Annotated in this window: 20 protein-coding genes and 1 other RNA gene; 8 read left to right on the forward strand and 13 right to left on the reverse strand. The window is 64.5% G+C overall.

Features of this window, described 5'->3' with window-relative positions; all coding sequences use genetic code 11:
- Positions 1-54: 54 nt before the first annotated feature.
- The 8 genes from WEB52_00240 to WEB52_00275 all read right to left on the reverse strand — a co-directional run bounded on the left by WEB52_00240 (position 55) and on the right by WEB52_00275 (position 5,935).
- On the reverse strand, positions 55-780 hold the full coding sequence (locus WEB52_00240) for a CehA/McbA family metallohydrolase (protein ID MEX2224856.1): 726 nt from the start codon (positions 778-780) through the stop codon (positions 55-57).
- A 48-nt stretch (positions 781-828) separates the two neighbouring features.
- Positions 829-1,248, reverse strand: coding sequence for a hypothetical protein (locus WEB52_00245; GenBank protein ID MEX2224857.1), 420 nt, complete (start codon positions 1,246-1,248; stop codon positions 829-831).
- On the reverse strand, positions 1,248-2,165 hold the full coding sequence (ispE, locus tag WEB52_00250) for a 4-(cytidine 5'-diphospho)-2-C-methyl-D-erythritol kinase (GenBank protein MEX2224858.1): 918 nt from the start codon (positions 2,163-2,165) through the stop codon (positions 1,248-1,250). The genes WEB52_00245 and ispE overlap by 1 nt, the downstream gene beginning before the upstream one ends.
- On the reverse strand, positions 2,141-2,998 hold the full coding sequence (gene rsmA, locus WEB52_00255; protein ID MEX2224859.1) for a 16S rRNA (adenine(1518)-N(6)/adenine(1519)-N(6))-dimethyltransferase RsmA: 858 nt from the start codon (positions 2,996-2,998) through the stop codon (positions 2,141-2,143). The genes ispE and rsmA overlap by 25 nt, the downstream gene beginning before the upstream one ends.
- A complete protein-coding gene (locus tag WEB52_00260) occupies positions 2,952-4,391 on the reverse strand; it encodes a ubiquitin-like domain-containing protein (GenBank protein ID MEX2224860.1) in 1,440 nt (479 codons plus the stop codon). Before WEB52_00260 ends, rsmA begins: the two co-directional genes overlap by 47 nt.
- Positions 4,392-4,490: 99 nt before the next feature.
- Positions 4,491-4,752, reverse strand: an RNA gene (gene ffs, locus WEB52_00265) — signal recognition particle sRNA large type.
- 72 nt (positions 4,753-4,824) lie between these two features.
- On the reverse strand, positions 4,825-5,226 hold the full coding sequence (locus tag WEB52_00270; GenBank protein MEX2224861.1) for a pyridoxamine 5'-phosphate oxidase family protein: 402 nt from the start codon (positions 5,224-5,226) through the stop codon (positions 4,825-4,827).
- A gap of 64 nt (positions 5,227-5,290) precedes the next feature.
- Positions 5,291-5,935: a cyclase family protein gene (locus WEB52_00275; GenBank protein MEX2224862.1), complete on the reverse strand. Its 645-nt coding sequence runs from the start codon at positions 5,933-5,935 to the stop codon at positions 5,291-5,293.
- Between the two features lie 167 nt (positions 5,936-6,102).
- On the opposite strand from WEB52_00275, the gene WEB52_00280 reads away from it, so the two are divergent.
- Together WEB52_00280 and WEB52_00285 are read left to right on the forward strand one after the other, a co-directional pair.
- A complete protein-coding gene (locus WEB52_00280) occupies positions 6,103-7,302 on the forward strand; it encodes a DNA polymerase Y family protein (protein ID MEX2224863.1) in 1,200 nt (399 codons plus the stop codon).
- Positions 7,303-7,373: 71 nt separating this feature from the next.
- On the forward strand, positions 7,374-7,538 hold the full coding sequence (locus WEB52_00285) for a hypothetical protein (protein ID MEX2224864.1): 165 nt from the start codon (positions 7,374-7,376) through the stop codon (positions 7,536-7,538).
- Here the strand turns inward: WEB52_00285 and WEB52_00290 are convergent.
- Both WEB52_00290 and WEB52_00295 read right to left on the reverse strand, forming a co-directional pair.
- Complete coding sequence (locus WEB52_00290; protein ID MEX2224865.1) at positions 7,535-7,951, reverse strand: type II toxin-antitoxin system VapC family toxin; 417 nt, start codon at positions 7,949-7,951, stop codon at positions 7,535-7,537. The genes WEB52_00285 and WEB52_00290 overlap by 4 nt on opposite strands.
- Positions 7,948-8,334 carry an AbrB/MazE/SpoVT family DNA-binding domain-containing protein gene (locus WEB52_00295; GenBank protein ID MEX2224866.1) on the reverse strand — a complete coding sequence of 129 codons (387 nt, stop codon included), beginning with the start codon at positions 8,332-8,334 and terminating at the stop codon, positions 7,948-7,950. The genes WEB52_00290 and WEB52_00295 overlap by 4 nt, the downstream gene beginning before the upstream one ends.
- A 42-nt stretch (positions 8,335-8,376) precedes the next feature.
- Here WEB52_00295 and WEB52_00300 point away from each other — a divergent pair, with 42 nt between their 5' ends.
- The 3 genes from WEB52_00300 to WEB52_00310 all read left to right on the forward strand — a co-directional run bounded on the left by WEB52_00300 (position 8,377) and on the right by WEB52_00310 (position 13,352).
- Positions 8,377-11,595, forward strand: a complete 3,219-nt coding sequence (locus tag WEB52_00300; protein MEX2224867.1) for an error-prone DNA polymerase — start codon at positions 8,377-8,379, stop codon at positions 11,593-11,595.
- 10 nt (positions 11,596-11,605) lie between these two features.
- Positions 11,606-12,169 carry a GNAT family N-acetyltransferase gene (locus tag WEB52_00305; protein MEX2224868.1) on the forward strand — a complete coding sequence of 188 codons (564 nt, stop codon included), beginning with the start codon at positions 11,606-11,608 and terminating at the stop codon, positions 12,167-12,169.
- A gap of 85 nt (positions 12,170-12,254) precedes the next feature.
- Positions 12,255-13,352, forward strand: coding sequence for a DNA polymerase IV (locus tag WEB52_00310; GenBank protein MEX2224869.1), 1,098 nt, complete (start codon positions 12,255-12,257; stop codon positions 13,350-13,352).
- Here the strand turns inward: WEB52_00310 and WEB52_00315 are convergent.
- Positions 13,349-14,110, reverse strand: coding sequence for a site-specific DNA-methyltransferase (locus tag WEB52_00315; protein MEX2224870.1), 762 nt, complete (start codon positions 14,108-14,110; stop codon positions 13,349-13,351). The genes WEB52_00310 and WEB52_00315 overlap by 4 nt on opposite strands.
- Before the next feature lie 182 nt (positions 14,111-14,292).
- Between WEB52_00315 and WEB52_00320 the strand changes: the two genes are divergently transcribed.
- On the forward strand, positions 14,293-14,619 hold the full coding sequence (locus WEB52_00320) for a hypothetical protein (protein ID MEX2224871.1): 327 nt from the start codon (positions 14,293-14,295) through the stop codon (positions 14,617-14,619).
- A gap of 1 nt (position 14,620) precedes the next feature.
- On the opposite strand, the gene WEB52_00325 is transcribed toward WEB52_00320, so the two are convergent.
- Positions 14,621-15,319 carry an HD domain-containing phosphohydrolase gene (locus tag WEB52_00325; GenBank protein ID MEX2224872.1) on the reverse strand — a complete coding sequence of 233 codons (699 nt, stop codon included), beginning with the start codon at positions 15,317-15,319 and terminating at the stop codon, positions 14,621-14,623.
- A 483-nt stretch (positions 15,320-15,802) separates the two neighbouring features.
- Between WEB52_00325 and WEB52_00330 the strand changes: the two genes are divergently transcribed.
- Both WEB52_00330 and WEB52_00335 read left to right on the forward strand, forming a co-directional pair.
- Complete coding sequence (locus WEB52_00330) at positions 15,803-17,206, forward strand: sigma-70 family RNA polymerase sigma factor (GenBank protein ID MEX2224873.1); 1,404 nt, start codon at positions 15,803-15,805, stop codon at positions 17,204-17,206.
- 232 nt (positions 17,207-17,438) lie between these two features.
- Positions 17,439-19,355: an AMP-binding protein gene (locus WEB52_00335; GenBank protein ID MEX2224874.1), complete on the forward strand. Its 1,917-nt coding sequence runs from the start codon at positions 17,439-17,441 to the stop codon at positions 19,353-19,355.
- Positions 19,356-19,461: 106 nt separating this feature from the next.
- Here the strand turns inward: WEB52_00335 and WEB52_00340 are convergent, their stop codons facing one another.
- Positions 19,462-21,819 (reverse strand): sodium-translocating pyrophosphatase, encoded by a 2,358-nt coding sequence (locus WEB52_00340; protein MEX2224875.1) that lies wholly within the window; start codon positions 21,817-21,819, stop codon positions 19,462-19,464.
- Positions 21,820-22,030 lie beyond the last annotated feature (211 nt).

Genomic DNA, 22,030 nt, shown 5'->3' on the forward strand with positions numbered 1-22,030 from the left:
AACGTCCCTTGCCTGCACACCCGGCACGCGCATCTTATCACGGTGCCGCGGTGCTCACGTGGCGAGGCCCGGGGGCGCCTCCTTCAGGCTATCTTCCGTAAAGTACGTGAGCTTGCCCTGTAGCAGCCCGTGGTGCGCATGAAACCGCCCCGCCCGCAATTCTTCGACCATCTCGCCGGACGATTGCAAGTCGCGCTCGAACACTGTGCAGTAAAAGCCGATGCCGCTCGTGGAGTGCGCGTCGCTGCCGCCGCTTACGGGCTTACCGATCGCTTGCGCGACCTGTAACGCGAACAGGTTCTCGCGCGGCGTGTTGGCGCCGTTCAGTGCTTCGATCGCATCGACGAGTTGAAAGACGGGCATGCGTTCCGCCGCTTGCTCCGGCGTCATGGTGAACGGCTCTTTGCCCTGCTTGCGGAAGTACACGGGATCGAACCAGTGACGAAATGGGTGCGCGACGGCCATCCAGCCACCGAGATCGTCGAGCACCTTGCGCAGCTCTTCGGCGCGCCGGATGCCCGGCACGTACTGCGTCAGCCCGACGACAATCATGTGCCCGAGGTCCGTCGACACCTCCATGCCGTTATTGACGAACAACGGCGCATGGCGTTCGCGGTACTCGTTGAGCTTGTACGCGTCCCAGAGCCGGTCGTGCTCTGTGATGTTGATGCCGGTAAGTCCGCGCAGACGCGCTTCCTCGGCGAGATCCTCGGGGCTCAGACCGCTGTCGGAGGCTCCCGCCGTCGTGTGGATGTGCATGTCGATGATGGTTCCGGCCATTTCGAGCCGGAGTATATCAGCGGCTCGAGCGCGCACCAGCGAGCCGCGTTAGGGTGCCGCTTCGGCGAGCCACGGCATCACCCAACCAAATGCCGCTGCGAAGATCAAAGCGCCCGCGAGTGCGAACCGGCGCACCGCAGGCACCACGATCGTCGGGATCACCACGACGGCCATCAACACCAGCACCAGTACGGTGTAGAAGAGATTAGGGCTCCCGAGCCCGCTGTCTGGGCGTCGATCTTCCAGGCCGGCAAGGGCCGTACCGAGGATCATGCCGAGAGCCGTGAACAGCAACATCGCGGCGAAGTGCAGCACCACCGCGAGCGCCACGACGTTCGTCCCCTCCGGCGCGAATCGCTGCGCAAAGCCGGTGCGGTCGTTTGATCGCACGATCCCGATCGCCGCCATCGGCGACAGTACGAGCGCGAGCGCATAGCCGACGACGAAGCCCGCGAACACCTCCGCCATCAGAGCGGCTCGATGCGCGTTGCATCGGTCCGGGACAGTGTGCGCGTGATACGAGGTTCGAAGCCGAGCTGCGTGATGCGGTCGCTCATCGCCTCGATCGCGCCCTCGTCCTTCGCGAGCAGGAAAAACGAGGGCCCGGAGCCACAGAGGTGCGGCGCATATCCCTGTGCGCGCAAGGCGTTCATCGCGTTCGCGGTCTCCGGCTGCATCGCCGCGACGACGCGCTCGAAGACGTTGGTCAACGCCGCGTCCGCGATCAGCCTGCCGGCTTCGACCGTCTCGCGCACGCCGATCGTGGCGTCCCCGTCCGAATAGTCGTCCGGCGTCAGAGCCGCGTACATCGACGCAGTCTTCTCGCCGCGCTCCGCCGGCGGCGGCGTCGCGAGTACGATCGTCGGTGCCAGCGCGTCACGGAGCGGCTGTACCTGTTCGCCACGGCCCGACGCCAGCGCGGTGCCGCCGATCATGAAGAACGGCGGGTCGGAGCCGATCTCGCCGGCGACTTCGACCAGGTTCAACTCCGATTGTGCTTCGCCCCATAAGACATTCAGGCCGCGGAGCACCGCCGACGCATCGCTGCTGCCGCCACCGAGGCCGGCCGCAACAGGCACCCGCTTCTCCAGCGTAATGTGCACGCCATGCGGCGCGCGCAACCGCGCCCCGAACGCGGCCGCCGCGCGGTAGGCGAGGTTGCGCTCCGGATCCTCGCCAGCGCGCGCCGCGACATCGCCGGTTAACTCAATAGCAAGGTCGCGGTCGTCGCGTAGCGTCACAATGTCGTACAGGTCGATAGTCTGCAGCACACTGCGGACTTCGTGGTATCCGTCCGGCCGCACGCGGAGCACCTCAAGCGTCCAATTGATCTTCGCCGGCGCGACGATGCGGAGGCCGCTCATTCCCCGCGTCTCGCGACCCATGCACGCGTGATCGACGCCCACTCTTGCAGCGAGAGCACCTGCGGGCGCAGCGTCGCGTCGACTCCCGCATCGTGCATGAGCTCGTCGATGAACGTCTGTTTCGCGTAGAGCCCGAACGAGAGGCTGTTGCGGAGTTGCTTGCGCGGATTGCCGAATCCAGCGCGCACGACTTTGAAGAACGTCGTCAGCGGCACGTCGACGCGCGGCCCTTCGGCCACATCGATGCGCACGACGGCGGATTGCACCTTTGGCGGCGGGCTGAATGCGCCCGGCGCGACCTTCATGACCATGCCCGTCTCGCCGTACACCTGCGTCGCTACGCTCAGCAGCGACATCTTCCCGGGAAGCGCGACGATGGCCTCGCCGACCTCAAGCTGCACCATCACGACGAGTCTCCGCGGCCGCGCGTCTCCTTCAAGAAAACGGCGCAGCGCGGGCGCCGCGATGTTGTAGGGAAGGTTTGCTACGACCACATATGGCTCGGTGCCGCCGCCCGCGGCGAGCAACTCGCCCGGCGTGCGGTCCAACACGTCCGCCTCGACGATCGCGACGTTTGGCGTCGCGGCGAATCGCTCACGCAACCCCGGTACGAGGTCGCGGTCGACCTCAACCGCGATCACGCGCGCCGCCCGCTCCGCAAGGATCGTCGTCAGCGCGCCGAGCCCCGGCCCCACTTCGAGCACCGATTCGCCCGCGCGGATCTCGGCGGCGTCGACGATGCGCGTCAGGATGTTCACGTCGGACAGGAAGTGCTGACCGAAGCGCTTCTTGGCATTGGGGCGCCGCCTATTCGAGGATGTAGATGTCAATCCAGCCTGACCGCCAATCGACATCGACGCCGTCCGGGTAGCCGAGGTCGATGATGTAGCCCTTTACGGCTCCGCCGGTATCGGCCGCAATGCCGTATCCGTATCCCGGTACGAACAGACGCGTGCCGAGCGGAATGACGTTCGGGTCGACCGCGATGACGCCGTACGTCACTTGCACGCCCGTTGCTGTGCGGCCATACGCAGGATCGCTTGCCGCGCGGCCGCTGCTCGCCGGGTTGTACCACGTCGCGTAGACGTGCAATGTCTGCGCCACCGCAGCGGAGTCCGGCTGCGAGTCGCTGCGCCCGGTCTGAATGGGATAGTAGATCACCGTGTCGGCCGGTTCGGGCTCCCAGTACTCCTCCACCAACTCCCTGCTCGCCTCGACGCCGTTGACGTACCCGATGGCATATCGCCGCACCCGGACCCCATCATTTCCCGCGACCGTGCGCGTCTCGCCCGGGCCCAGGCTCGAGTCAGAACGATAGACGGTGCTGTGCTCGACGTGCTCGCGCTCGACTTCGTTTCCCTCGCCCAACTGCACGACGCGGACGGACATGCCGTCGATCACTTCAGCATCGAGCGATGGTTCTACGAACGAATCGGAGGGAACCGTGATGCCGGCCGCGGCGAGCGTATCGCCGACGGTGCGCTCCAGCGTGTACAGCGTGACGTGATCGTCAGGCAGCGCCACCGTGACGGCGCGCGCCCGCCGGATCTCGATGCTCGTTTCGGCTTCGATCGCCGCCTGCATGTCTGGCAATACCCGATCTCCCGGGCCGACGACGATGCCCGCCTCGCGCAACGCCTGCGCGACCGTGGGCCGGCTCGTCGTGCTCGCCACCCGTTCCGCGCCGTCGACCACAACCGTATACGGCAAGGCACGACGCACCTCAAACGAGATGATGCTGTCGTCGCGCCCTTCGTCGGCAAAGCCCTGCGTCGTGGCGAGGAGCACCTGCGGCTCGACGGGCGCATTCATGGACACAAGCACGCCGTTCTGCAGGACGCTGTCACGCCCCGTGATCGCGACGCCGGCTTCGGAGAGCAGTTGGTCGATGGTCACCGCGTGCGTGAGCATTTCGTACGCCACGCCGTCTACGAGGAGTTGCGCCATATGTGCCCGATCGACGCGAATCACATCGAACGTGCCGCCATCGAGCAGCGTGACACGGTCGCCGCGACGCACGTCGACGCCTGCGTTCTGCAGCACGGCGGCATCGTTAGAGAGACGCGTTTCGAACGTGAATTGCCGGCCGTCGGCCTGCACCTGCACCGTGCGCTGCGGAAGCAACACGTAGCCGAATACGCTCACTCCGGCGATCACCGCGAGCAGCGCAAAATGCCGGCTATGGCGGCCCAGGAACGGCGCGTGCGTCCCTGCATGCTCGACCAATGCGGCCGTGATTCCGGACACGAATCGCACGCGTACTCCCGTGCTGCTCCTTGCCGGCGTCCAAGGGGTTCGAGCCAAGCACCGGGCACCCGCGCCCGGCGCGAGAGAGTGAAATTAAGGTCGTGCACCCACTGTCGATCAGGCCCTTAAGCTTAACGACGCTAGCCAGCTCCGGCCCGGTGACCCTACGGCACCCGAAGTAAACTACTTACCGCTGCTTCCTTCCGGACCTGACGGGGTTCATAGCCCTTCGCCGCGTAGGACCAGGCCCTCAACGCCGCTTGACGCCGCCAGTTCCCAGGTACCTAACCTCGAGCGGGAATTCAGCCCCGCTATAGCGGCTTGCGGGTACAGGGCACCGCTGGCTCCCCGCCTAGCACGACCATAAGGCAGGGTAACATCCCCACCTAGTCCGTCAAGCGCAGCACCGATCGAGGCCGGCGCGATCGAAGACCTATCGGCCCGCGAATCCATGCGGCGTGACACGCAGGACCACCCGCTGTTCCGTCCGTGCCCGTTCTTCGACCGCCGGACGCGCCGATTCCGGTACCGGATTGCCGCTCATCACTGCGCCGATGCGCATCATGGCATCAGCCGCACCGTCTTCCTCGATCCGTCCACGGCCATACACAGTGACGTACGGGAACGGCATCTGTTCGCCGATCACGCACAACGAGACCTCTGTCTCGCGCGCAAAGACCTTGCCCTTCGCGCGGGTTTTCGTCGTCGAGATGATCAGATCGTCGCCGTCCATCACGTAGTACACGGGTGACAGCGCCGGTGGTCCCGAAGCGCGCTCGTATCCGACGATGCACAATCGGTGGGCTCTGAGAAACTCCCGCTGCTCGTCAGTCATGTCAGTCCTCTTCGATCGTGTTCTAATTCGCGTGTGATGAGGTCATCCTCCTGGGAGGACGCCGCTAAGGCAAGCGCCGCAGCACCGCTCGCGCCGGCGCACCATCACCGCCGACGATGCGCAGCGGCAGGCAGATCAGCTCGTACATGCCCGGATCCACCAGCCGCAGATCAAGCCCTTCGACGATCACGATGCCGGCCTCAAGTAATACTCGATGCGTTGGCGCGGGATCGTCCTTCGGCGCGATCGAGAGATAGTCGATGCCGACGAGCCGTACGCCTCGTTCAACAAGCACGCGGGCGGCGCTCACCGTCAATCCGATGAAATTCGATGAGAAGGTGTCCTGCTCCCAGAGTTGGGAGTTCTTCGTCTTGAAGAGCACGCGCTCAACGCCCTCGTCGAGACCAAGTGAGGCGATTTCGCCCGCACCGATGTGCATATGGAGATGCGTCGCGTCGACGACGTGCGCGGCGCCGATCAGCGTGTCGAGCGACAGCGCGTCGACGCCCGGCGCGCCGTCGAGGAAATGCACCGGCGCGTCGATGTGCGTCCCCGTGTGCGCGCCGAAGTCGAGCCGGCTCACGTTCGCCAGGTCGCCGTCCTCGAGCGATCCCGTGCGTGTGATCTGGACCTCTGGATCACCCTCGTACACGGGCATACCGCTGCGAAGCGGTACCGTGATGTCGTAGATCTGGCGGCTGGCCGTCATGCGGCCACCGTACTTGACGGGATGCGTGTTTGAAAGCTGGTATGCCTTGACTCGCAGTACAAACGTTCTATACTAAGCCTATCTCTCCGGACGGATGTTCTCCCTTAATCCGCCCGTCAGCCCCGGACCTCGACGGGGTGAGAGCAGTCTCCGCATTGGAGCCGGCGATGCGCCTGGCATGCATCACTATCCCCAACTTCCGCATCGCCCTGGAGCGCCTGCGCGATGCGAGCCTGCGCGGCCGTCCGTTTGCCATCGGCGAGCCGCCGCCGGGAGCAAACACGATCGTCGAATGTTCGCCGGAGGCCGCAGCGCTTGGCGTGCGCGCCGGCATGCCGCTGCGCGATGCCCGGACGCTGGCGCCGGATCTGTCACTGCTCCCGCCCGATCCCGTCTATTACAGCCGTTCGTATGATGCGCTGCTCCTCGCACTCGAAGACGCAGAACCGCTCATCGAACCCGCAGACGATGGCACCGCGTTCTCCGCGATTGACCCCAACGCCGACGAAAAGGCCGAGTGGGATGCCGCATCGCGATTGGTGCGCGCCGTCAAAGACGCTGCCGGCATCGATGCGAGCGTGGGCATTGGCGAAGGCAAGTTCATCGCGTGGGTAGCCGCGGCGGTCAGCGCGCCAGGCGAGGCTACGACTGTGCCTGCGGGCCGCGAGCAGGCGTTCGTTGCGCCGCTCAGCACATCGTTCTTGCCGATCTCGTTCGAGTCGCAACGCAAACTCGGATTGTACGGACTGCACAAGATCGGCGATGTCGCCGAACTGACGGTCGGGCCGCTGCAGGCCCAATTCGGCCGTGAAGGGCGACGGCTGTGGCAATTGGCGCACGGTATCGATCTCGCGCCGTTCCGTCCGCGGGAACGCCACGAGCCCGTTGCCGGATCGATTGCCATGCCCGCCCCGACGGTTAACACGGGCGCGCTGATCATCGCTGCGCGGCAACTCATCGGCCGGCTGCTACAGCACCCGCGCATGCGCTACCGCCAGGTGCGGCAGTTCCGCCTGCGCCTCGCCCTGCTCGATGGTGGCAGCTGGGAGCGTGCAGTGACGTTTCGCGAGCCGCTCGGCGATGAAGAGAGCATGGCCTACGTCGTAAAGAAGCTCATCGAGCCGGTACAGCTTGCCGGTCCTGTGGAAGAGATGATGCTGGAGTTCGTCGAGCTGACGGGAGAGCTGGGAAAGCAGCGCAGCCTGCTGTTCGTCGAGCAGGCGCGGCGGCGCGCCCAGCTGATCGGCGCGCTACGGCAACTGAAGACGCGCTTCGGCGGCGATTCGCAGGTCGCCCGCGTCGTGGAGGTAGAGCCATGGTCAAGGATTCCGGAACGGCGTTACGCGCTCATCGATTACGACCTCTAGCGTCGCCGCGCCGCACCCACGTCGAGACTGGCCAGCGCGCTTGTCCTCGCGCCGTGCTCTTCGAGGGCGCTATGCGCGACGTCACATCGATCCAGGATCGCTGGCGTATCGATGACGAGTGGTGGCGCGAAATGCCGGTATCGCGCACGTACTACCAGCTCCAACTCGATAGCGGCCGCGTGGTGACGGTGTACCGGGACCTCGTAGGAGGTAAGTGGTGGGAACAGCGGTATTAGCGCCGTCGCGGCTTGGCCGGAAGCCATTCGATGGCCACGATGTTGTCCCGTTCGAGGATCGCAAATTCGGGATCACCCGTGACGACGCGAGCCTGCATCTCCCTGGCAAGCGCCGCCGCAAAACAATCCGCGTACGAGACCGGATGTGTGGTTTTGATGCGGGCAGCTTCGATCGTCGTGATCAGGTCAACATCAACAATCCGGATCGACGTGGACTGGAGCCACGCGAGCGCTCGGTCCGCGCTCATGACATCTTCGTCGCGCGCTTTCTGGTAATACACCTCACCGACGTTGATTACCGACATCCAATGTTGGTGTCGAAGATCCGTTATCAAATCAAGAACACGTGCGGCACCAGCCTCTTCGCGTATCACTGCCAGGACGGCATAGCTATCGAGGACGAAACGGCTCATGCTGTCTTACGACGCCGCGTTGTAGGCGGCTTGAGTCCACGCTCCTCGCGCTCTCTTTCCTCGCGCCTATCGCGCAGCAACTGTTCAGTCAGTGACTGTTCGCCCGGCCGGTGCGGAAACATCGCTCTGGTCAGTTCAAGTAGTCCCTTCCGCGTCTTCGGCACCTTCATGATGTGGATGCTGCTGAAGCGCTTGTCCTGCTTCATGTCGAGCGGCGGCGGAAACATCGTGAACGACAACTCGTCGCCAGGCTCAATGCCGAGCGCATCCCTGATCGCCTTTGGAATCACCACCCAGCCTTTCGAGGACACCTTCGCTTTGCCATGGGCGTATGCGCCCGACACGAATGATGGCGATTGCTTTTTTGCGCTCGTCTTCGGCATATGCCCCTCCAGTATTACGAAATCCGAAAAAGTATAACTGCTATGTCACGGCCTGAACACCCCTACCGCACCGAACTCCACCTCCACTCCTGCTGGTCGCTGCTCGATGGCGCCTCCAGCCCCGACGAGTTGATCCTGCGCGCCCGCGAACTGGGCTACACCGCACTCGCCCTGACCGACCACGATGGCCTCTACGGCTCCATGGAGTTCGCGCAGATGGCCAAGTCCTTCGACATCAAGCCGATCACCGGCGCCGAGGTCACGCTCGAAAACGGCCACCACCTGACGCTCCTCGCGGCCACGACAGAGGGCTACAACAACCTCTGCCGCCTTATCTCGACGGCGCACCTGGCCGGCGAGCGCAAGGATCCGCACCTCCCGTTCGACGAACTGGCGCAGCACACGCGCGGCATCATCGCCCTGTCGGGTTGCAAGCGCGGCGAAGTGCCCGCACTCGTTGCAGCCGGCGATTACGACGCCGCCGAGGAAGCCGTCGCTCGCTACGTCGCGTGGTTCGGACGCGAGAACTTCTACATCGAGTTGCAGCAGAACCTGGTACACGGCGACACGGAGCGCTGCCGGCGGCTCGTCGATCTCGCACGCAAGCACGATCTGCGCTACGTCGCGACGAACGACGTGCACTACCACGAGCGCGACCGCCATCGCCTGCAGGACGTGATGGTGGCGATCCGCAACCGTTCGACGCTCGAAGCTTCACACCAGGTTCGGCGCGAGAACTCCGAGTACTACCTGAAGTCGTCCGCCGAGATGGCAGAGCTCTTCGAAGCGTGGCCGCAAGCGCTCGAAGAGAGCGCGCGCATCGCGGAGCGCTGCTCATTCGACATCACGACGGACCTCGATTACCGGTTCCCCGACTACGATACGCCCGATAACTCCACCGCCGACGAATACCTTGAGACGGTGTGCCGTCAAGCTGCGCGTGAGCGGTACGCGCTGGTCAACGGCCAGATCCCTGCGCGCGTCGAAGAGCGCCTGCGCGAGGAATTGCGGCTCGTCCGCAAACACGGGCTATCCGGCTTCTTCCTGATCTACCGCGACCTGCTCGAGCTAAGCCGCCAGGTCGCACGCGACGTGCGCGGCGACCAGAGCGCCCGAAGTCGCGCGGGGCTGCCTCCCGGGCGCGGTCGTGGCTCGTCCGTGGGGTCGATCCTCTGCTACCTGATCGGCTTATCGCACGTCGACCCCATCAAGTACGGACTGTATCTCGGCCGCTTTTTGAACGAAGAGATCGCGTCGGTGCCGGACATTGACCTGGACTTCCCGCGCGACATCCGCGAGCAACTCATCCTGCGCGTGTACGAGAAGTTTGGCCGCGAGCACGCCGCGCTCGTCGCCAGCTTTCCTACATATAAGCTGCGAAGCGCGATCCGCGATGTCGGCAAGGCGCTGGGCATCGCGGACAGTGAACTCGATCGTCTCGCGAAGCGCGCCGGCTGGGGCACCGGCGGCGACATCGCCGCGGAAATGTCCGCGTACCCGGAGTTCGCCGCCAGGCTGAATGCGCCGATCTGGCGCGACCTCATCGAACTGGCGGAGCAGATCTCCGGCTTCCCGCGCCACCTCAGCCAACACGTCGGCGGCATGGTCATCTCGACGAAGCCTATCGTCGAACTGGTGCCCGTCGAGCGCGCGGCCATGGAAGGGCGCTACATCTGCCAGTGGGACAAGGACTCTGTCGATGACGCGCGCTTCATCAAGATCGACTTCCTTGCGCTGGGCATGCTATCGCTCGTCGAAGAGTGCTCCGACCTCATCGCCGAACAGCACGGCCACATCGAAGACCTGAGCCGCATCGACTTCAACGATCCGCTGGTCTACGACATGATCTGCGAAGCCGATACCGTCGGCGTCTTCCAGATCGAGAGCCGCGCCCAGATGCAGATGCTGCCCCGCACGCGCCCGCGCACGATCGAAGACCTCACCGTGCAGGTGGCCATCATTCGGCCCGGGCCGATCGTCGGCGGCGCCGTCAACCCCTACGTGAAGCATCGCCAGATGCAACTCGCCGACCCTGACTTCAAGCCGCCGTTCGACCACCCGGCGCTGGAGCCGGTACTCGGCGAGACGCTGGGCGTGATCCTGTACCAGGAGCAGGTGCTGCAGGCGGCGATCGCCGTCGCCGGCTTCACCGATGGCCAGGCGGAAGCATTGCGCCGCGCCATGAGCCGCAAGCGCTCGCGTGACAGCATGGCCCGTTTCTGGGAGTTGTTCCGTGAAGGCGCCATGGCTCGCGGCACGACGGAAGACGTCGCGAAGACCGTGTTCGAGAAGATCATCGCATTCGCGGAGTTTGGCTTCCCAAAGAGCCACTCCGCGGCGTTCGCGATCCTCGCGTACCAATCGGCGTGGCTGCGACGCTACTACCCTGTCGAATTCACGTGTGCGCTGCTCAATTCCCAACCCATGGGTTTCTATCCGCCGCACGTCCTCACGCACGATGCCAAACGCCACGGCGTCGAAGTGCTGTCGCCGGATATCAACCGTAGCGGCGCCACCTGCAAGGTCGAAGAGCATGCGCTGCGCGTCGGCTTCGGCTACGTACAGAGCATCGGCGCGACCACAGCAGCGGCGATCGCGGCGGAACGCGCCCGCAACGGTGAGTACGCGTCGCTGGCGGACTTCGTGCGCCGCGCGGGGTGCATCACCGATCACGCGCCGCGTGAGGAAGCGATCGAGAACATGGTCCAGATCGGTACGTTCGACCGCTTCGGCCTGAACCGCCGCGAGCTGCTATGGCAGTTGGGCCTGCTGTATCGCCCGCCGAACGTCCAGATGGCGCTCCCGCTCCCGGTGGAGCAGGACGCCGTGCAGCTTGAAGATATGAACGTGTGGGAGCGCACGGCCGCCGACTACAACCTGCTCTCGCTCTCCCCGGCGTATCACCCCATGAGCCTGCTCCGCCCAGGCATCGGCGAGTCGATGCCTTCCCTGCGGCACCTGGAGCGCATGGACGATGGCTCGCACGTCCGCGTGCCGGGCATGGTCGTCTGCAGGCAGCAGCCGGGGACGGCGAAGGGATTCGTCTTCCTGCTCCTCGAAGACGAGTTCGGCATGCTCAACGTCATCGTGCCGCCTTGGCTGCACGATCAGCAACGCGCCATGGTCCGCGGCGAGGCATTCGTCATTGTCGAGGGCGAGTTACAGCGCAAGGAGAACACCGTCAACCTGCTGGCGCGCCGCTTCGATAAGCTGCCCGTGCCACGATCGATGAAGCCGCCGCAGTCACACAACTTCGGTTGACGGAGCCATCATGAAGATCGAAACGCATCCGCTCACACCTGATAGATGGGACGACCTCGACGCGCTCTTCAAGACGAACAGCATCACCCGCAACTGCTGGTGCATGTGGTTCCGTCAGACGACCGACGAAGCACGACGCTTCGGCGGAGCACAGAACCGCCACGCATTCCGCAAGATCGTCCAGACCGCCGAAGTACCGCCCGGCATCCTCGCGTATGTCGATGGCAAACCAGCCGGCTGGTGCGCCATCGCACCGCGCGAGGATTACCCGCGCATCGAGCGCTCGCGCAACGTAAAGCCGATCGATGACGAACCGGCGTGGTCGATCGTCTGCTTCTTCATCGCAAAGGATGCGCGTGGCGCCGGCCTTTCGCGCCGGCTCACCGATGCCGCCGTCGACCTCGCGCAGAAGCACGGCGCAAAGCTCGTCGAAGCCTATCCCGTCGACCCGGCACAGGGCCCGCTGACGCCCGATCAGGCCTACTACGGCCTCCAACCCGCCTTCGAGCGCGCCGGCTTCGAAGAAGCGCTGCGCCGCACGCCAAAACGCCCGATCATGCGCCGCCGGCTTTAACAGGTCCCTGTAGTGATACGCCCGTTGATCGTCGTTACTCGGCGCTCCGGCTCCCAGTTCGACGGTCAGCTAAGCTAGGGCAACGATGACGCGGATCATCCTCCACGCTGACCTCGACGCGTTTTACGCCTCCGTCGAACAGCTCGACAACCCCGACCTGCGCGGCAAGCCCGTGGTCGTCGGCGGGCCGCCGGAAGCGCGCGGCGTCGTCGCTGCCGCATCATACGAAGCTCGCAGGTTCGGCGTGCGGTCCGCTATGCCGATGTCACGCGCCGTGCGGCTCTGTCCGGACGCCGTCCGCGTGCCGCCGCGCTTCGACCGCTACATCGAGCTGTCGCGTAAGGTCATGGCGCTATTTCGCGCCGTGACACCGCTCGTCGAGCCACTGTCGCTGGACGAAGCCTTTCTCGACGTGACCGCTGTCGCGGCCGATGAGGCTGCGGCCGAGGCGATCGCGCGCAACCTCAAGGACGGCGTCCGCGCGACGACGGGACTAACGCTCTCGATCGGCGTCGGCAGCAACAAGACCGTCGCCAAGATCGCGTCCGACCTGCGCAAGCCAGACGGCCTCGTGGTCGTGCCGTTCGGCAGTGAGGCAGAGTTCCTGGCGCCGATGCCGATCCGCGCGCTATCCGGCGTGGGGCCCAAGACCGAGGCGGTGTTGCTGCGAGCCGGCATTCGCCTGGTCGCTGATCTCACGCAACGCTCGGCAGGTGAAATCACGCGTCTCGTCGGTTCGCGCGGCCCGTGGTTGCACGACATCGCACGCGGTATCGATGACCGGGCGGTCGAGACGAACTCTGAGCGTAAGTCGGTTGGCGCGGAGACCACGTTCGCGCGCGATCTTCCGGATGGCGAGGAACTGCGCGCTGCCCTGCGCGACACGGCCGCGCACGTCGATCAGCGAATGCAGCACGCCGGCGTGCGCGCCCATACGGTCGCGATCAAGCTGCGCTACTCCGACTTCAAGACGATCACGCGCCAGGCCAGCGCCAAGTCGCCGATCGCGGGCGCCCCTTCGATCGAGAATATGGCGACGCAGCTGCTCGACGCCGTGGTCCACCCTGGTGATTGCTTTCGCCTGCTCGGGATCCAGTGCTCCAGGCTCACGTCGGACGGCGATCCGCAGGGCCGCCTCTGGGAAGATCAGCCGAACATCAACTCAAGCGAAAAGCACGCTTAGCCGGCCATCGCATCCAGGCGGCGCTGTGCGATCGCCGCATATTCGGGGACGCTCTCGATGAGCAGCCAGTCGCGATCATGCTTCGCCGCTGCAAGAGCCAGCGTGCCGGCGCCGCCGAACGGGTCGAGTAGCAGCTCCCCCGGCTGCGAGGCCAACAGCACCGCACGCTCGAGCAATGCCAATGGCTTTTGTGACGGATGCTTGCCCTCGGCGCGCTCCTTACCCGGCGTCACAGGAAACTGCCAGAGGTTGCGCATCTGCTTGCCCTCATTCATCTCCTTGGCAAGCCAGTAGTTGAATGTCCATCCCGTCGCCTTCGCCGGTGTTTCGTTTACCGCCCAGATGATCTGTTCGGTGCTCTCGGTGAGCGTGCGCGCCGTGATGTTCGGCTGCGCGTTCGGCTTGAACCACACGACCGAGTTGAGAATGCGGCGTTCCAGCCAGTTCTGCAGGATGAAGCCGAGCTGGTAGATGTTGTGGTACGTGCCGAAGACCAGGATATTCCCGTTCGGCTTCACGACGCGGCACACTTCGGCGAGCCAGGCGCGGTTGAACTCGAAGAACTCGTCTTTGCTGAACGCGTCCCACGTCTCTTGCATCGTCACGTGCGATGAGAACGCCCATCCGAGTCCGCTCTTGCTCTTGCGACCGCTGCCCGAGCCAATGTTGAAGGGCGGGTCGACGACGCAATGGTCAATGCAGTGGTCCGGCCACGCGCGCATGACATCCAGGCAGTCGCCTGTGATCAAGCGATTCACATCGGGCCGCGGCGATAGACGCGCGGGAGGCGGCGGCGCCGCGCGCCGTGATGAACTGCGAGTCGAGACCTTCGTGACCATGGCAGGCATTAGATCAGCGTTATGATCACCAAACCATACGGGAAAACCCTGCATTCCGCCTGCGCCAGCGGTTCGATGTCAACCGATAGAATGCGCACCGTATGGGAGAACCTCGCACGCTCGCGGATCTGATCGATGAAGTCCGTAAGGGCCTCATCTGCGACCGCTGCGGACGCTACGTCGGCTCACTCGCCGAGAAGACGTACCTGCCGCCGGCGTACGCGGTCGCCGTCTCCAAAGACCGGCTCGACGACGAGGTCGGGGCACTGATCGCTTTCGAGAGGCACATAATCGAGCGCCTGCGCCGCGGCAACTTCGTCATTCGCCATCCCCAGAAGGACGGCCGTTGCGTCTCGATTCAGGAGTGGCTCGCCGACGACGACGAAGAAGAAGACGATGAGGATAGCGCCGCAGCCGTCAGCGAGTAGCTCAGGCCGCCCGCTGACGCTCCTGCGGAAGCTCGGGGCCCCTGCCCGTGAGCTGGTTCACGCGCACCATCGACACGAATGACCTGACCAGGTACGGGTCGAACTGCGATCCCGCATTTCGATCGAGTTCTTCGAGCGCGACCTCCTCGCCGCGCGCCACGCGGTACGGCGTGTCCATGATCATCGCGGCGTATGCGTCGGCGATGGTCATGATGCGCGCCGCGAGCGGGATCTTCTTCTCGGATAACCCCCGCGGATAACCGGTGCCATCCCAACGCTCGTGGTGAAAGAGCACGACCTCGAGCACGACCTGCGACATCCAGCGCGGGCTGATCTTCAGGATGTCCCAGTCCCGCAGCAGCTCGTAGCCGGTCGACACGTGGTTCTGCATCATCATCATCTCGGCGTTCGAGAGCGGCCCCTGCTTGACCAGCACGTTCTCGGGCACCGAGATCTTGCCCAAGTCGTAGACGTGTCCCCCTACCCAGAGCGCCGCGATGGTGTCGTACGGCAGGTCCTGGCGGTTTGCGAGCTGCACGGCATATTCCGTCGCCAGCCCCGCGTGATGCCCCGAGTAGTTGTCCTTGCTATCGAGCTTGTCCCGCCATGTCCCCAGGAGCCCCCGGACCCGCTCCCACGTATCCTGCGGCCACAGCGAAATCAGCAGATCGACGACGGAGTTCATCTCCGGGACACTCATGCGGGCACTCCCCAACCGCCTGGGCGCGCAACAGCGCCCGTACTGCAGAGTAGGTATCGGCAGCGGCCAGGCACGCTTGCAATGGGCCACGAGTTATGTCTTGTAAACCATTCCGGCGTCAACTTCACAGTTTGGCCATAGAACACGACTATCGGAGCGTAGTACAATGCTCGTGGAGAGGTGTATGAACGCCCCCGACGGCAAGGAAGACCGCACGGCGGCGCCTCAGCGTGCCCGCGAGGTGCGGATGGGTGAACCGGTGTGCCCTCGTTGCCGTAAGAACTTTACCGCCAGTTATTGGAGCGGCGGGGTGATGGTCCAGGCGCGCTGCCTGAGTTGTGACCTCAAGTGGCCCCTGCCGGACGTCGTCTGAGCGCTCTGGCTCCCCGGTCACACGGTCACGCGCGTTCCGAAGCCGCTTCCAGCCGGACTGGCATCAAGATCCCCCTTCCCCAGCCGGGTGGGCTGAATTCCAGGTGAGAGATGGCGAAAACTAAAACCGCAGTAAAAGAGATCGCGCCCGATGAAGTAGCGCGCAACAAGGGTGAGCTGAAGGCGACTCCGCCGCTTCCCATTGTCGCGCCCAAACCCGAAACCACGACGGAAGAACCGGTCGGCGAAACGCCGGACTCCGTTGAGCTGTACCTCAATGAGATCGCCCGCTACAAGCTCCTGCGGCCGGAAGAGGAGGTCTCGCTCGCCAAGGAGATAGAAAACGGCCGCATCCTCGATGAGCTGACTGAAGTGCTGATGGAGGAGCAGGGCTCGGCGCCTTCCATCGAGCAGGTCATCGTCCGCTTCCTCGGCGAAGTGCGCGATGGACTGTCATTGGTACGACGCTCGCGCACGCTGAAGGGTTTCCCGCAGCGCGGCGCCTACTGGGATCAACTTCACTTCTCCCAGCTTGAGGACTACATCCAGAACAGGCTCGAGGAGGGCTTCGAGGACGCAATCGCGGCCGCCACAAAGAAGCAGGTCGCCGACGTGCGCCGCCTGCTCATCACGCTCGCCGTCGCCCAGCGCATCTTGCCTGAAACCACGGAAAAAGCCTTCAACGAAGCGGTCGGGCTCATCCAGAAGGGCGTCACCCGTCCGACGGATCGCTCACTGGCAGCGCGGCTGCGTGTCCTGCTCCCCGTGATCCTCGTCGCGCGCGAACGCTCGCAGCGGGCGGAAGAGCACATGGTGAACGCCAACCTGCGGCTCGTCGTCAGCGTGGCGAAGAAGTATGCCGGCCGCGGCATGCCGCTGATGGATCTCATCCAGGAGGGCAACGGCGGCCTCATGCGCGCCGTCGAAAAGTTTGAACACCGGCGTGGTTTCCGCTTCAGCACGTACGCGACGTGGTGGATTCGCCAGGCCGTCGGGCGGGCGATCGCCGACAAGGGTCGCACGATCCGCTTGCCGATCCACATCACGGAGCTGATCTCGAAGTACTCCCAGGCCCGCGAGCGGCTGTTCCAGCGTCTCGGGCGCGAACCGAAGACCACCGAGCTTTCCAAGCTTATGGGCATGCCGCCGGACAAAGTGCGGGAGGCCGCACGTGCGCTTCGCCAGTCGGTCGTCTCGCTCGAGACGCCTGTGGGTGAGGAAGAGGAAGGCACACTGGGCAGCGTCCTGGAGGACGTCATGGCGCCCTCGCCGGAAGAGGAAGCTGCTCGCCAACTCTTGCGGGAGCGTGTGCGCTCCGCGCTCGACGTCCTCACGCCCCGCGAGCGCACGGTGATCGAACTGCGCTTCGGCATCAAGGACGGCCGCCCGCGCACGCTCGACATCGTCGGAAACGAACTCGGCGTCACGCGAGAGCGCGCCCGTCAGATCGAAGCGCAGGCGCTCGACAAGCTGCGCCGCTCGAACGGCAACCTCCGCGGCGAAGGCGACTTCTAGCCGGTCGGTCGCCGCGCGCTTGCCGAGCCATCACGCCTTGTGGCAATGGTTCATTCGTACCTGCCTGGCTGACCCCGCTCTGGCTACGCTTAGGTCGAATGCGGCGCGGTTGACAGAACATTTGTCCGCCAATCGCACCCCGCTACGTATACTCGAAGACGTAACGGACGCGATTCGATCGACCGCAACTCAGGCAACAGTGGCCCCCCGCAGGCCGGAGAATCGAGAAGCGATGGTACTTGGCAAACTGAGAATCGCCGGCGTTCCCGACGACGAACAAGACTCCATCTTCTCGCCCGAAGATCCGCTCACGTTCCCGGAACTTCTGGAGGTTCAGCGACGCAAGTTTGGCCAGAAGATCCTGGTGCAGACGAAGGTGCGCCGCGAGTGGCGTCGTTATAGCCACGCGGAAACCTATGCGCAGGCGTATGCGATCGCAGCCGGGCTCAACGACATCGGACTCCGGCAGGGCGATCGGGTCGCCATCATCCTCGAGAACAGCCCCGAATGGGTCTTCTCGTACTACGGCATCGTCCTGAACGGTGCGATCGCCGTGCCGATCTACTACGACCTCAAGCCGCCGGAAGTCGAAGCGATGCTGCAGCACGCGTCGCCAACCATGGCCGTCGTCTCCGCAAAGGTGCTGCCGAAAATGCGTGCGCTGCTCCGCGACGTGCGCACCATCATCGTCGTCCCTGATCCCGCAGCGCGCGCCGGCGTGCCCGAACAGGACGACGCCCGTCAAGACATCGTGTCCTTCGATGCCTTGACGCAACACGCCAACGCCGCGGCGCGCGCGCAGGTGGCGGCGCTCACGATCAGTCCCGACGACGTCGCGTCAATCGTGTTCACGTCCGGTACGTCGGGCGGCGCGAAGGGCGTCATGCTCACGCACCGCAACTTCATGGCGAATCTGCAGCAGGTCAGACGGTCGATCCCCTTCAACGAACGGGACCGGCTTGTCATGGTGCTGCCCCTCCACCATGCGTTCCCCTTCACGGTGACGGTCGTCGTCGCGCCCTACGTCGGCGGTGAGGTCACCTTCGAGAACGACCTGCGCCGCATCCGCGACCGCATGGCCGAGGTGAAGCCGACGCTCTTCCTGGGCGTGCCGGCCCTCTTCGAGGTGATGTACCGGAACATCATCCACGGCATCGAGACGCAAGGACGCCTCGAGCAGTTCCAGCGCGGCCTGCGCATCGTCGAGGCGACGAAGCAGCGCACGGGCGTGAACATCGGCCGGATCGTCTTCCGCGAACTCCACAAGCGCCTCGGCGGCAGCCTGCGTTTCATGGTGAGCGGCGGCGCGGCGTTGAACCCCCAGGTTGCGCGGGACTTCGCCATGCTCGGAGTCCAGATCCTGCAGGGTTGGGGCCTCAGCGAAGCCGCACCTGTGCTCTCCGTGCAGCGCTGGAATCCACGCAAGTTCTACCTGTCGAATCACTACGAAGATCACGTGGGCTCGATCGGCGAGCCGCTCGACGGGGTTGAGATAGCGCTCATCGACGTGCCCGAAAAGGAGTTGTACGTCCACCTGCACGGCGAGGGTGAGTTGATCGCGCGCGGTGAGAACATCACACCCGGCTACTGGAACGGCGAGGATGAAAGCCGCGCCATCAAGGTGGGCGGCTGGCTACGCACGGGCGATGTCGGCCGGATCGATGAAGATGGTCACATCTGGATCACTGGCCGGAGCAAGTTCGTCATTGTCCTCGATTCCGGCGAGAAGGTGCACCCGGATGAGCTCGAAGAGAAACTGGAACTGCATCCGTTGATCGAAGACATCGTCGTGATGGGCCGCAAGTCCCGTGGCAAGACGCAGATCGTCGCCGTCGTCTACCCGAACCGCGATGCGGCGCTCGAGACCCTCCGTGGTGTGTTCGACGAGACGGATATCCGGCGCGCCGTCCAGGAAGCGATACGCGAACAGGAGGCGGACATCGCGCAGTACAAGCGGATCAGCGAGTTCATGCTCACCGATGCGCCGCTGCCCCGCACGCCGATTCGCAAGGTCATGCGCGGTCACATCGCCGATAGCTATAGCTTCAACGTCAATCGTTGGGCCGAGAGCTGGCGCGACTTCCTCGCCGCGTCGAGCGCTCCCGCGGATGCCGTCGAGTCGGAAGAGGAAGCAGCGCTCAGCGTCTAACCGCGCAAAGCAGGCCGGGTGAGCCTCACGCGCGGTGGTTGCGCAAGCACGAAAGAGGGAGCGCACTGCGCTCCCTCTTGTTTGTTGGTCGGCGTTGCTGTCCTGACTACCTGGCGGAGGCCTCATCCGAGGGCAACTGCTGGCTAATCGCGCCGCCTCCCGCGCCTGTCTCCACCGGATGCGGCTCCGATCCCGTGGCGATGAACAGCGGCGCCAACACGAGCGTAATCGTCGCGAGCAGCTTGATCAGCACGTGCAGCGAAGGGCCGGCCGTATCCTTGAACGGGTCGCCGATCGTGTCGCCGACGACGGCCGCCTTGTGGGGCTCGCTCCCCTTGCCGAGCACGTTGCCCTGCTCGTCCTTCAACCCACCCGACTCGATGAACTTCTTGGCGTTGTCCCACGCACCGCCGCCGTTGTTCAAGACGGTCGCCATCATGATGCCGCCGATCGTACCGATGATCAGCACGCCTGACACCGCAAGCCAGCCGGACGCATCCTCGTACACCATGCCGTTGACGACGACTTCGCTGTCGCGTGTGTACCGGAAAATCAGCCCTACAGCGACCGGCAGCCCGACGGCCAGGATGCCCGGCAGTACCATCTGTCGCAGCGCAGCCTTCGCCGTAATATCTACCGCCGCACGGTAGTCCGGTCGCGACGTGCCGGCCATGATGCCCGGATCCGCGCGGAACTGCCGCCGCACTTCCTCGATGATCGCCCCGGCGGCGTTGCCCACGGCGCGGATCGCCAGCGAACTGAACAAGAACACCAGCATCACGCCCAACAACCCACCGACGAACACGTCGACGTTCGCCAGGTCGATCGGCAACTCCGCCGTCAACGGGATCTCGAGCCGCTCTTTCACCTTGTCCAGGTACGCCGAGAACAGCAGAAACGCAGCCAGCCCTGCCGACGCCACGGCGTATCCCTTCGTAAGCGCCTTCGTCGTGTTGCCGACAGCGTCCAGCTTGTCGGTGATCTCGCGCGCGCTCTCCGGTGCGCCGGACATCTCGGTGATGCCGCCCGCGTTGTCCGTGATCGGGCCGAACGTGTCCATGCTCAGGATGTACGCAGCGGACATCAGCATGCCCATCGTCGCCACCGCCGTGCCGAAGATGCCGACGGTGAACGATGGAATCTGAAAGCCGTTCGCCCCGACGATCTCCGCCTGCGAACCGAGCGCAAACGACCCGATCAGCGCAAGACCAATCGAGATCGCCGTCATCGCCGTCGTCTCGAATCCGACGGCCGTACCGATGATCACGTTCGTCGCGGGGCCTGTCCGCGATGCCTCGGCGATCTCCTTCACCGGCCGCCACGAGCCTGATGTGTAGTACTGCGTGATGTAGACGAATGCGATGCCCGTCGCGATGCCGATGAGGCCGCAGTAGAAGAACCAGTGCCACTCATCGCCCAGCATGGCCCTCGTCGCGATGAAGAGCCCGCCAACTGACAGCAGCGACACGATGTAGTACCCGAAGTTCAGCGGCTGCATCGGGTCTTGCTTGCTTTGCGGATCACCACTGGTGAAGAACGGTACCGAAATGAGACCGATGATCGTCGCGATAATCCCGAACGAGCGCAGGACGAGCGGGAACATGATCCACTCGATGTCGCGCGTCACGGCATAGATGGCGACGCCGAGGATCATCGCGCCGATGTTCTCGGCAGACATCGACTCGAAGAGGTCCGCGCCACGTCCCGCGCAGTCGCCGACATTATCCCCGACAAGGTCTGCTACGACCGCAGCGTTGCGTGGGTCGTCCTCTGGGATGCCCGCCTCTATCTTGCCGACAAGGTCCGCACCGACGTCCGCCGCCTTTGTGTAGATGCCGCCGCCTAGCTGCGCGAACAACGCCACGAAACTGGCGCCGAAGCCAAAGCCGACGATCAGGAAAGGCGTGATCTCATACGGATTGTCGAGCAGTTTGCTGTACGTGAAGAAGATGCCCGAGACGCCGAGCAGGCTCAGCGCCACCACCAGGAACCCCGATACGGCGCCTCCGCGCAGCGAGACCGTGATCGCTTCCTTCAACGAATTCTGCGCCGCCGCCGCCGTCCGGACGTTCGAGCGCACGGCGATGAACATGCCGATGTAGCCGGCGATGCCGGAGCAGGCCGCGCCAACCAGGAAGGCGATGCCCGTCAGCAAGCCTTCCTCCCACTGTCCGACGACGTTTTCTCCCCCGAAGCTGATGCCGCTCTCGCTGGAGATGATCGGCTTCACGCCTTCCGAAATAGATCCGACGATCAGCGTCACCGCAACGGCCGTCAGCACCGCCATGATGGCGATCGTGCGGTATTGCCGGGCCAGGAACGCCATGGCGCCTTCGAAGATCATGCCGGCGATCTCTTGCATCGCCTCGGTCCCGGTATCGCGTCGAAGCACGTCATAGGCCAGCCAGATGGCGAAGAGCGCCGCAGCCGCCCCGGTCACTGGCACCAACCAGACCAGTTCCATCGTCCCCCTCCTGAGGTTCGCTCGCTCGACGCCTGGCGCCGCGAGTTTCGTGAGTATCCAGACACACAAAAGGAGGCGCCCGCGCACCTCCGTAAGAGCGGGGCAAGTCTAACCGCCGCGATCCCCTCGATCAAGCAACGTAAGCGAGTGTCATCGCGCAGGACGTGCGCGCTGTGCGCGCTGCCGCCCGTCGATTCGTACGGTTCGGTGG

This window comes from Dehalococcoidia bacterium (assembly GCA_040902535.1).
Taxonomy (GTDB): domain Bacteria; phylum Chloroflexota; class Dehalococcoidia; order DSTF01; family JACRBR01; genus JBBDXD01.

Bases quoted from the DNA above. Each gene is read 5' to 3' on its own strand.
- WEB52_00325 (MEX2224872.1), bottom strand. From the start codon at position 15,319: ATGAGTGTCCCGGAGATGAACTCCGTCGTCGATCTGCTGATTTCGCTG.
- WEB52_00330 (MEX2224873.1), top strand. From the start codon at position 15,803: ATGGCGAAAACTAAAACCGCAGTAAAAGAGATCGCGCCCGATGAAGTA.
- WEB52_00245 (MEX2224857.1), bottom strand. From the start codon at position 1,248: ATGGCGGAGGTGTTCGCGGGCTTCGTCGTCGGCTATGCGCTCGCGCTC.
- WEB52_00340 (MEX2224875.1), bottom strand. From the start codon at position 21,819: ATGGAACTGGTCTGGTTGGTGCCAGTGACCGGGGCGGCTGCGGCGCTC.
- WEB52_00275 (MEX2224862.1), bottom strand. From the start codon at position 5,935: ATGACGGCCAGCCGCCAGATCTACGACATCACGGTACCGCTTCGCAGC.
- WEB52_00335 (MEX2224874.1), top strand. From the start codon at position 17,439: ATGGTACTTGGCAAACTGAGAATCGCCGGCGTTCCCGACGACGAACAA.
- WEB52_00310 (MEX2224869.1), top strand. From the start codon at position 12,255: ATGACGCGGATCATCCTCCACGCTGACCTCGACGCGTTTTACGCCTCC.
- rsmA (MEX2224859.1), bottom strand. From the start codon at position 2,998: ATGTCGATTGGCGGTCAGGCTGGATTGACATCTACATCCTCGAATAGG.
- WEB52_00285 (MEX2224864.1), top strand. From the start codon at position 7,374: ATGCGCGACGTCACATCGATCCAGGATCGCTGGCGTATCGATGACGAG.
- WEB52_00320 (MEX2224871.1), top strand. From the start codon at position 14,293: ATGGGAGAACCTCGCACGCTCGCGGATCTGATCGATGAAGTCCGTAAG.
- WEB52_00295 (MEX2224866.1), bottom strand. From the start codon at position 8,334: ATGCCGAAGACGAGCGCAAAAAAGCAATCGCCATCATTCGTGTCGGGC.
- WEB52_00240 (MEX2224856.1), bottom strand. From the start codon at position 780: ATGGCCGGAACCATCATCGACATGCACATCCACACGACGGCGGGAGCC.
- WEB52_00270 (MEX2224861.1), bottom strand. From the start codon at position 5,226: ATGACTGACGAGCAGCGGGAGTTTCTCAGAGCCCACCGATTGTGCATC.
- WEB52_00290 (MEX2224865.1), bottom strand. From the start codon at position 7,951: ATGAGCCGTTTCGTCCTCGATAGCTATGCCGTCCTGGCAGTGATACGC.
- WEB52_00280 (MEX2224863.1), top strand. From the start codon at position 6,103: ATGCGCCTGGCATGCATCACTATCCCCAACTTCCGCATCGCCCTGGAG.
- WEB52_00300 (MEX2224867.1), top strand. From the start codon at position 8,377: ATGTCACGGCCTGAACACCCCTACCGCACCGAACTCCACCTCCACTCC.
- ispE (MEX2224858.1), bottom strand. From the start codon at position 2,165: ATGGGTCGCGAGACGCGGGGAATGAGCGGCCTCCGCATCGTCGCGCCG.
- WEB52_00305 (MEX2224868.1), top strand. From the start codon at position 11,606: ATGAAGATCGAAACGCATCCGCTCACACCTGATAGATGGGACGACCTC.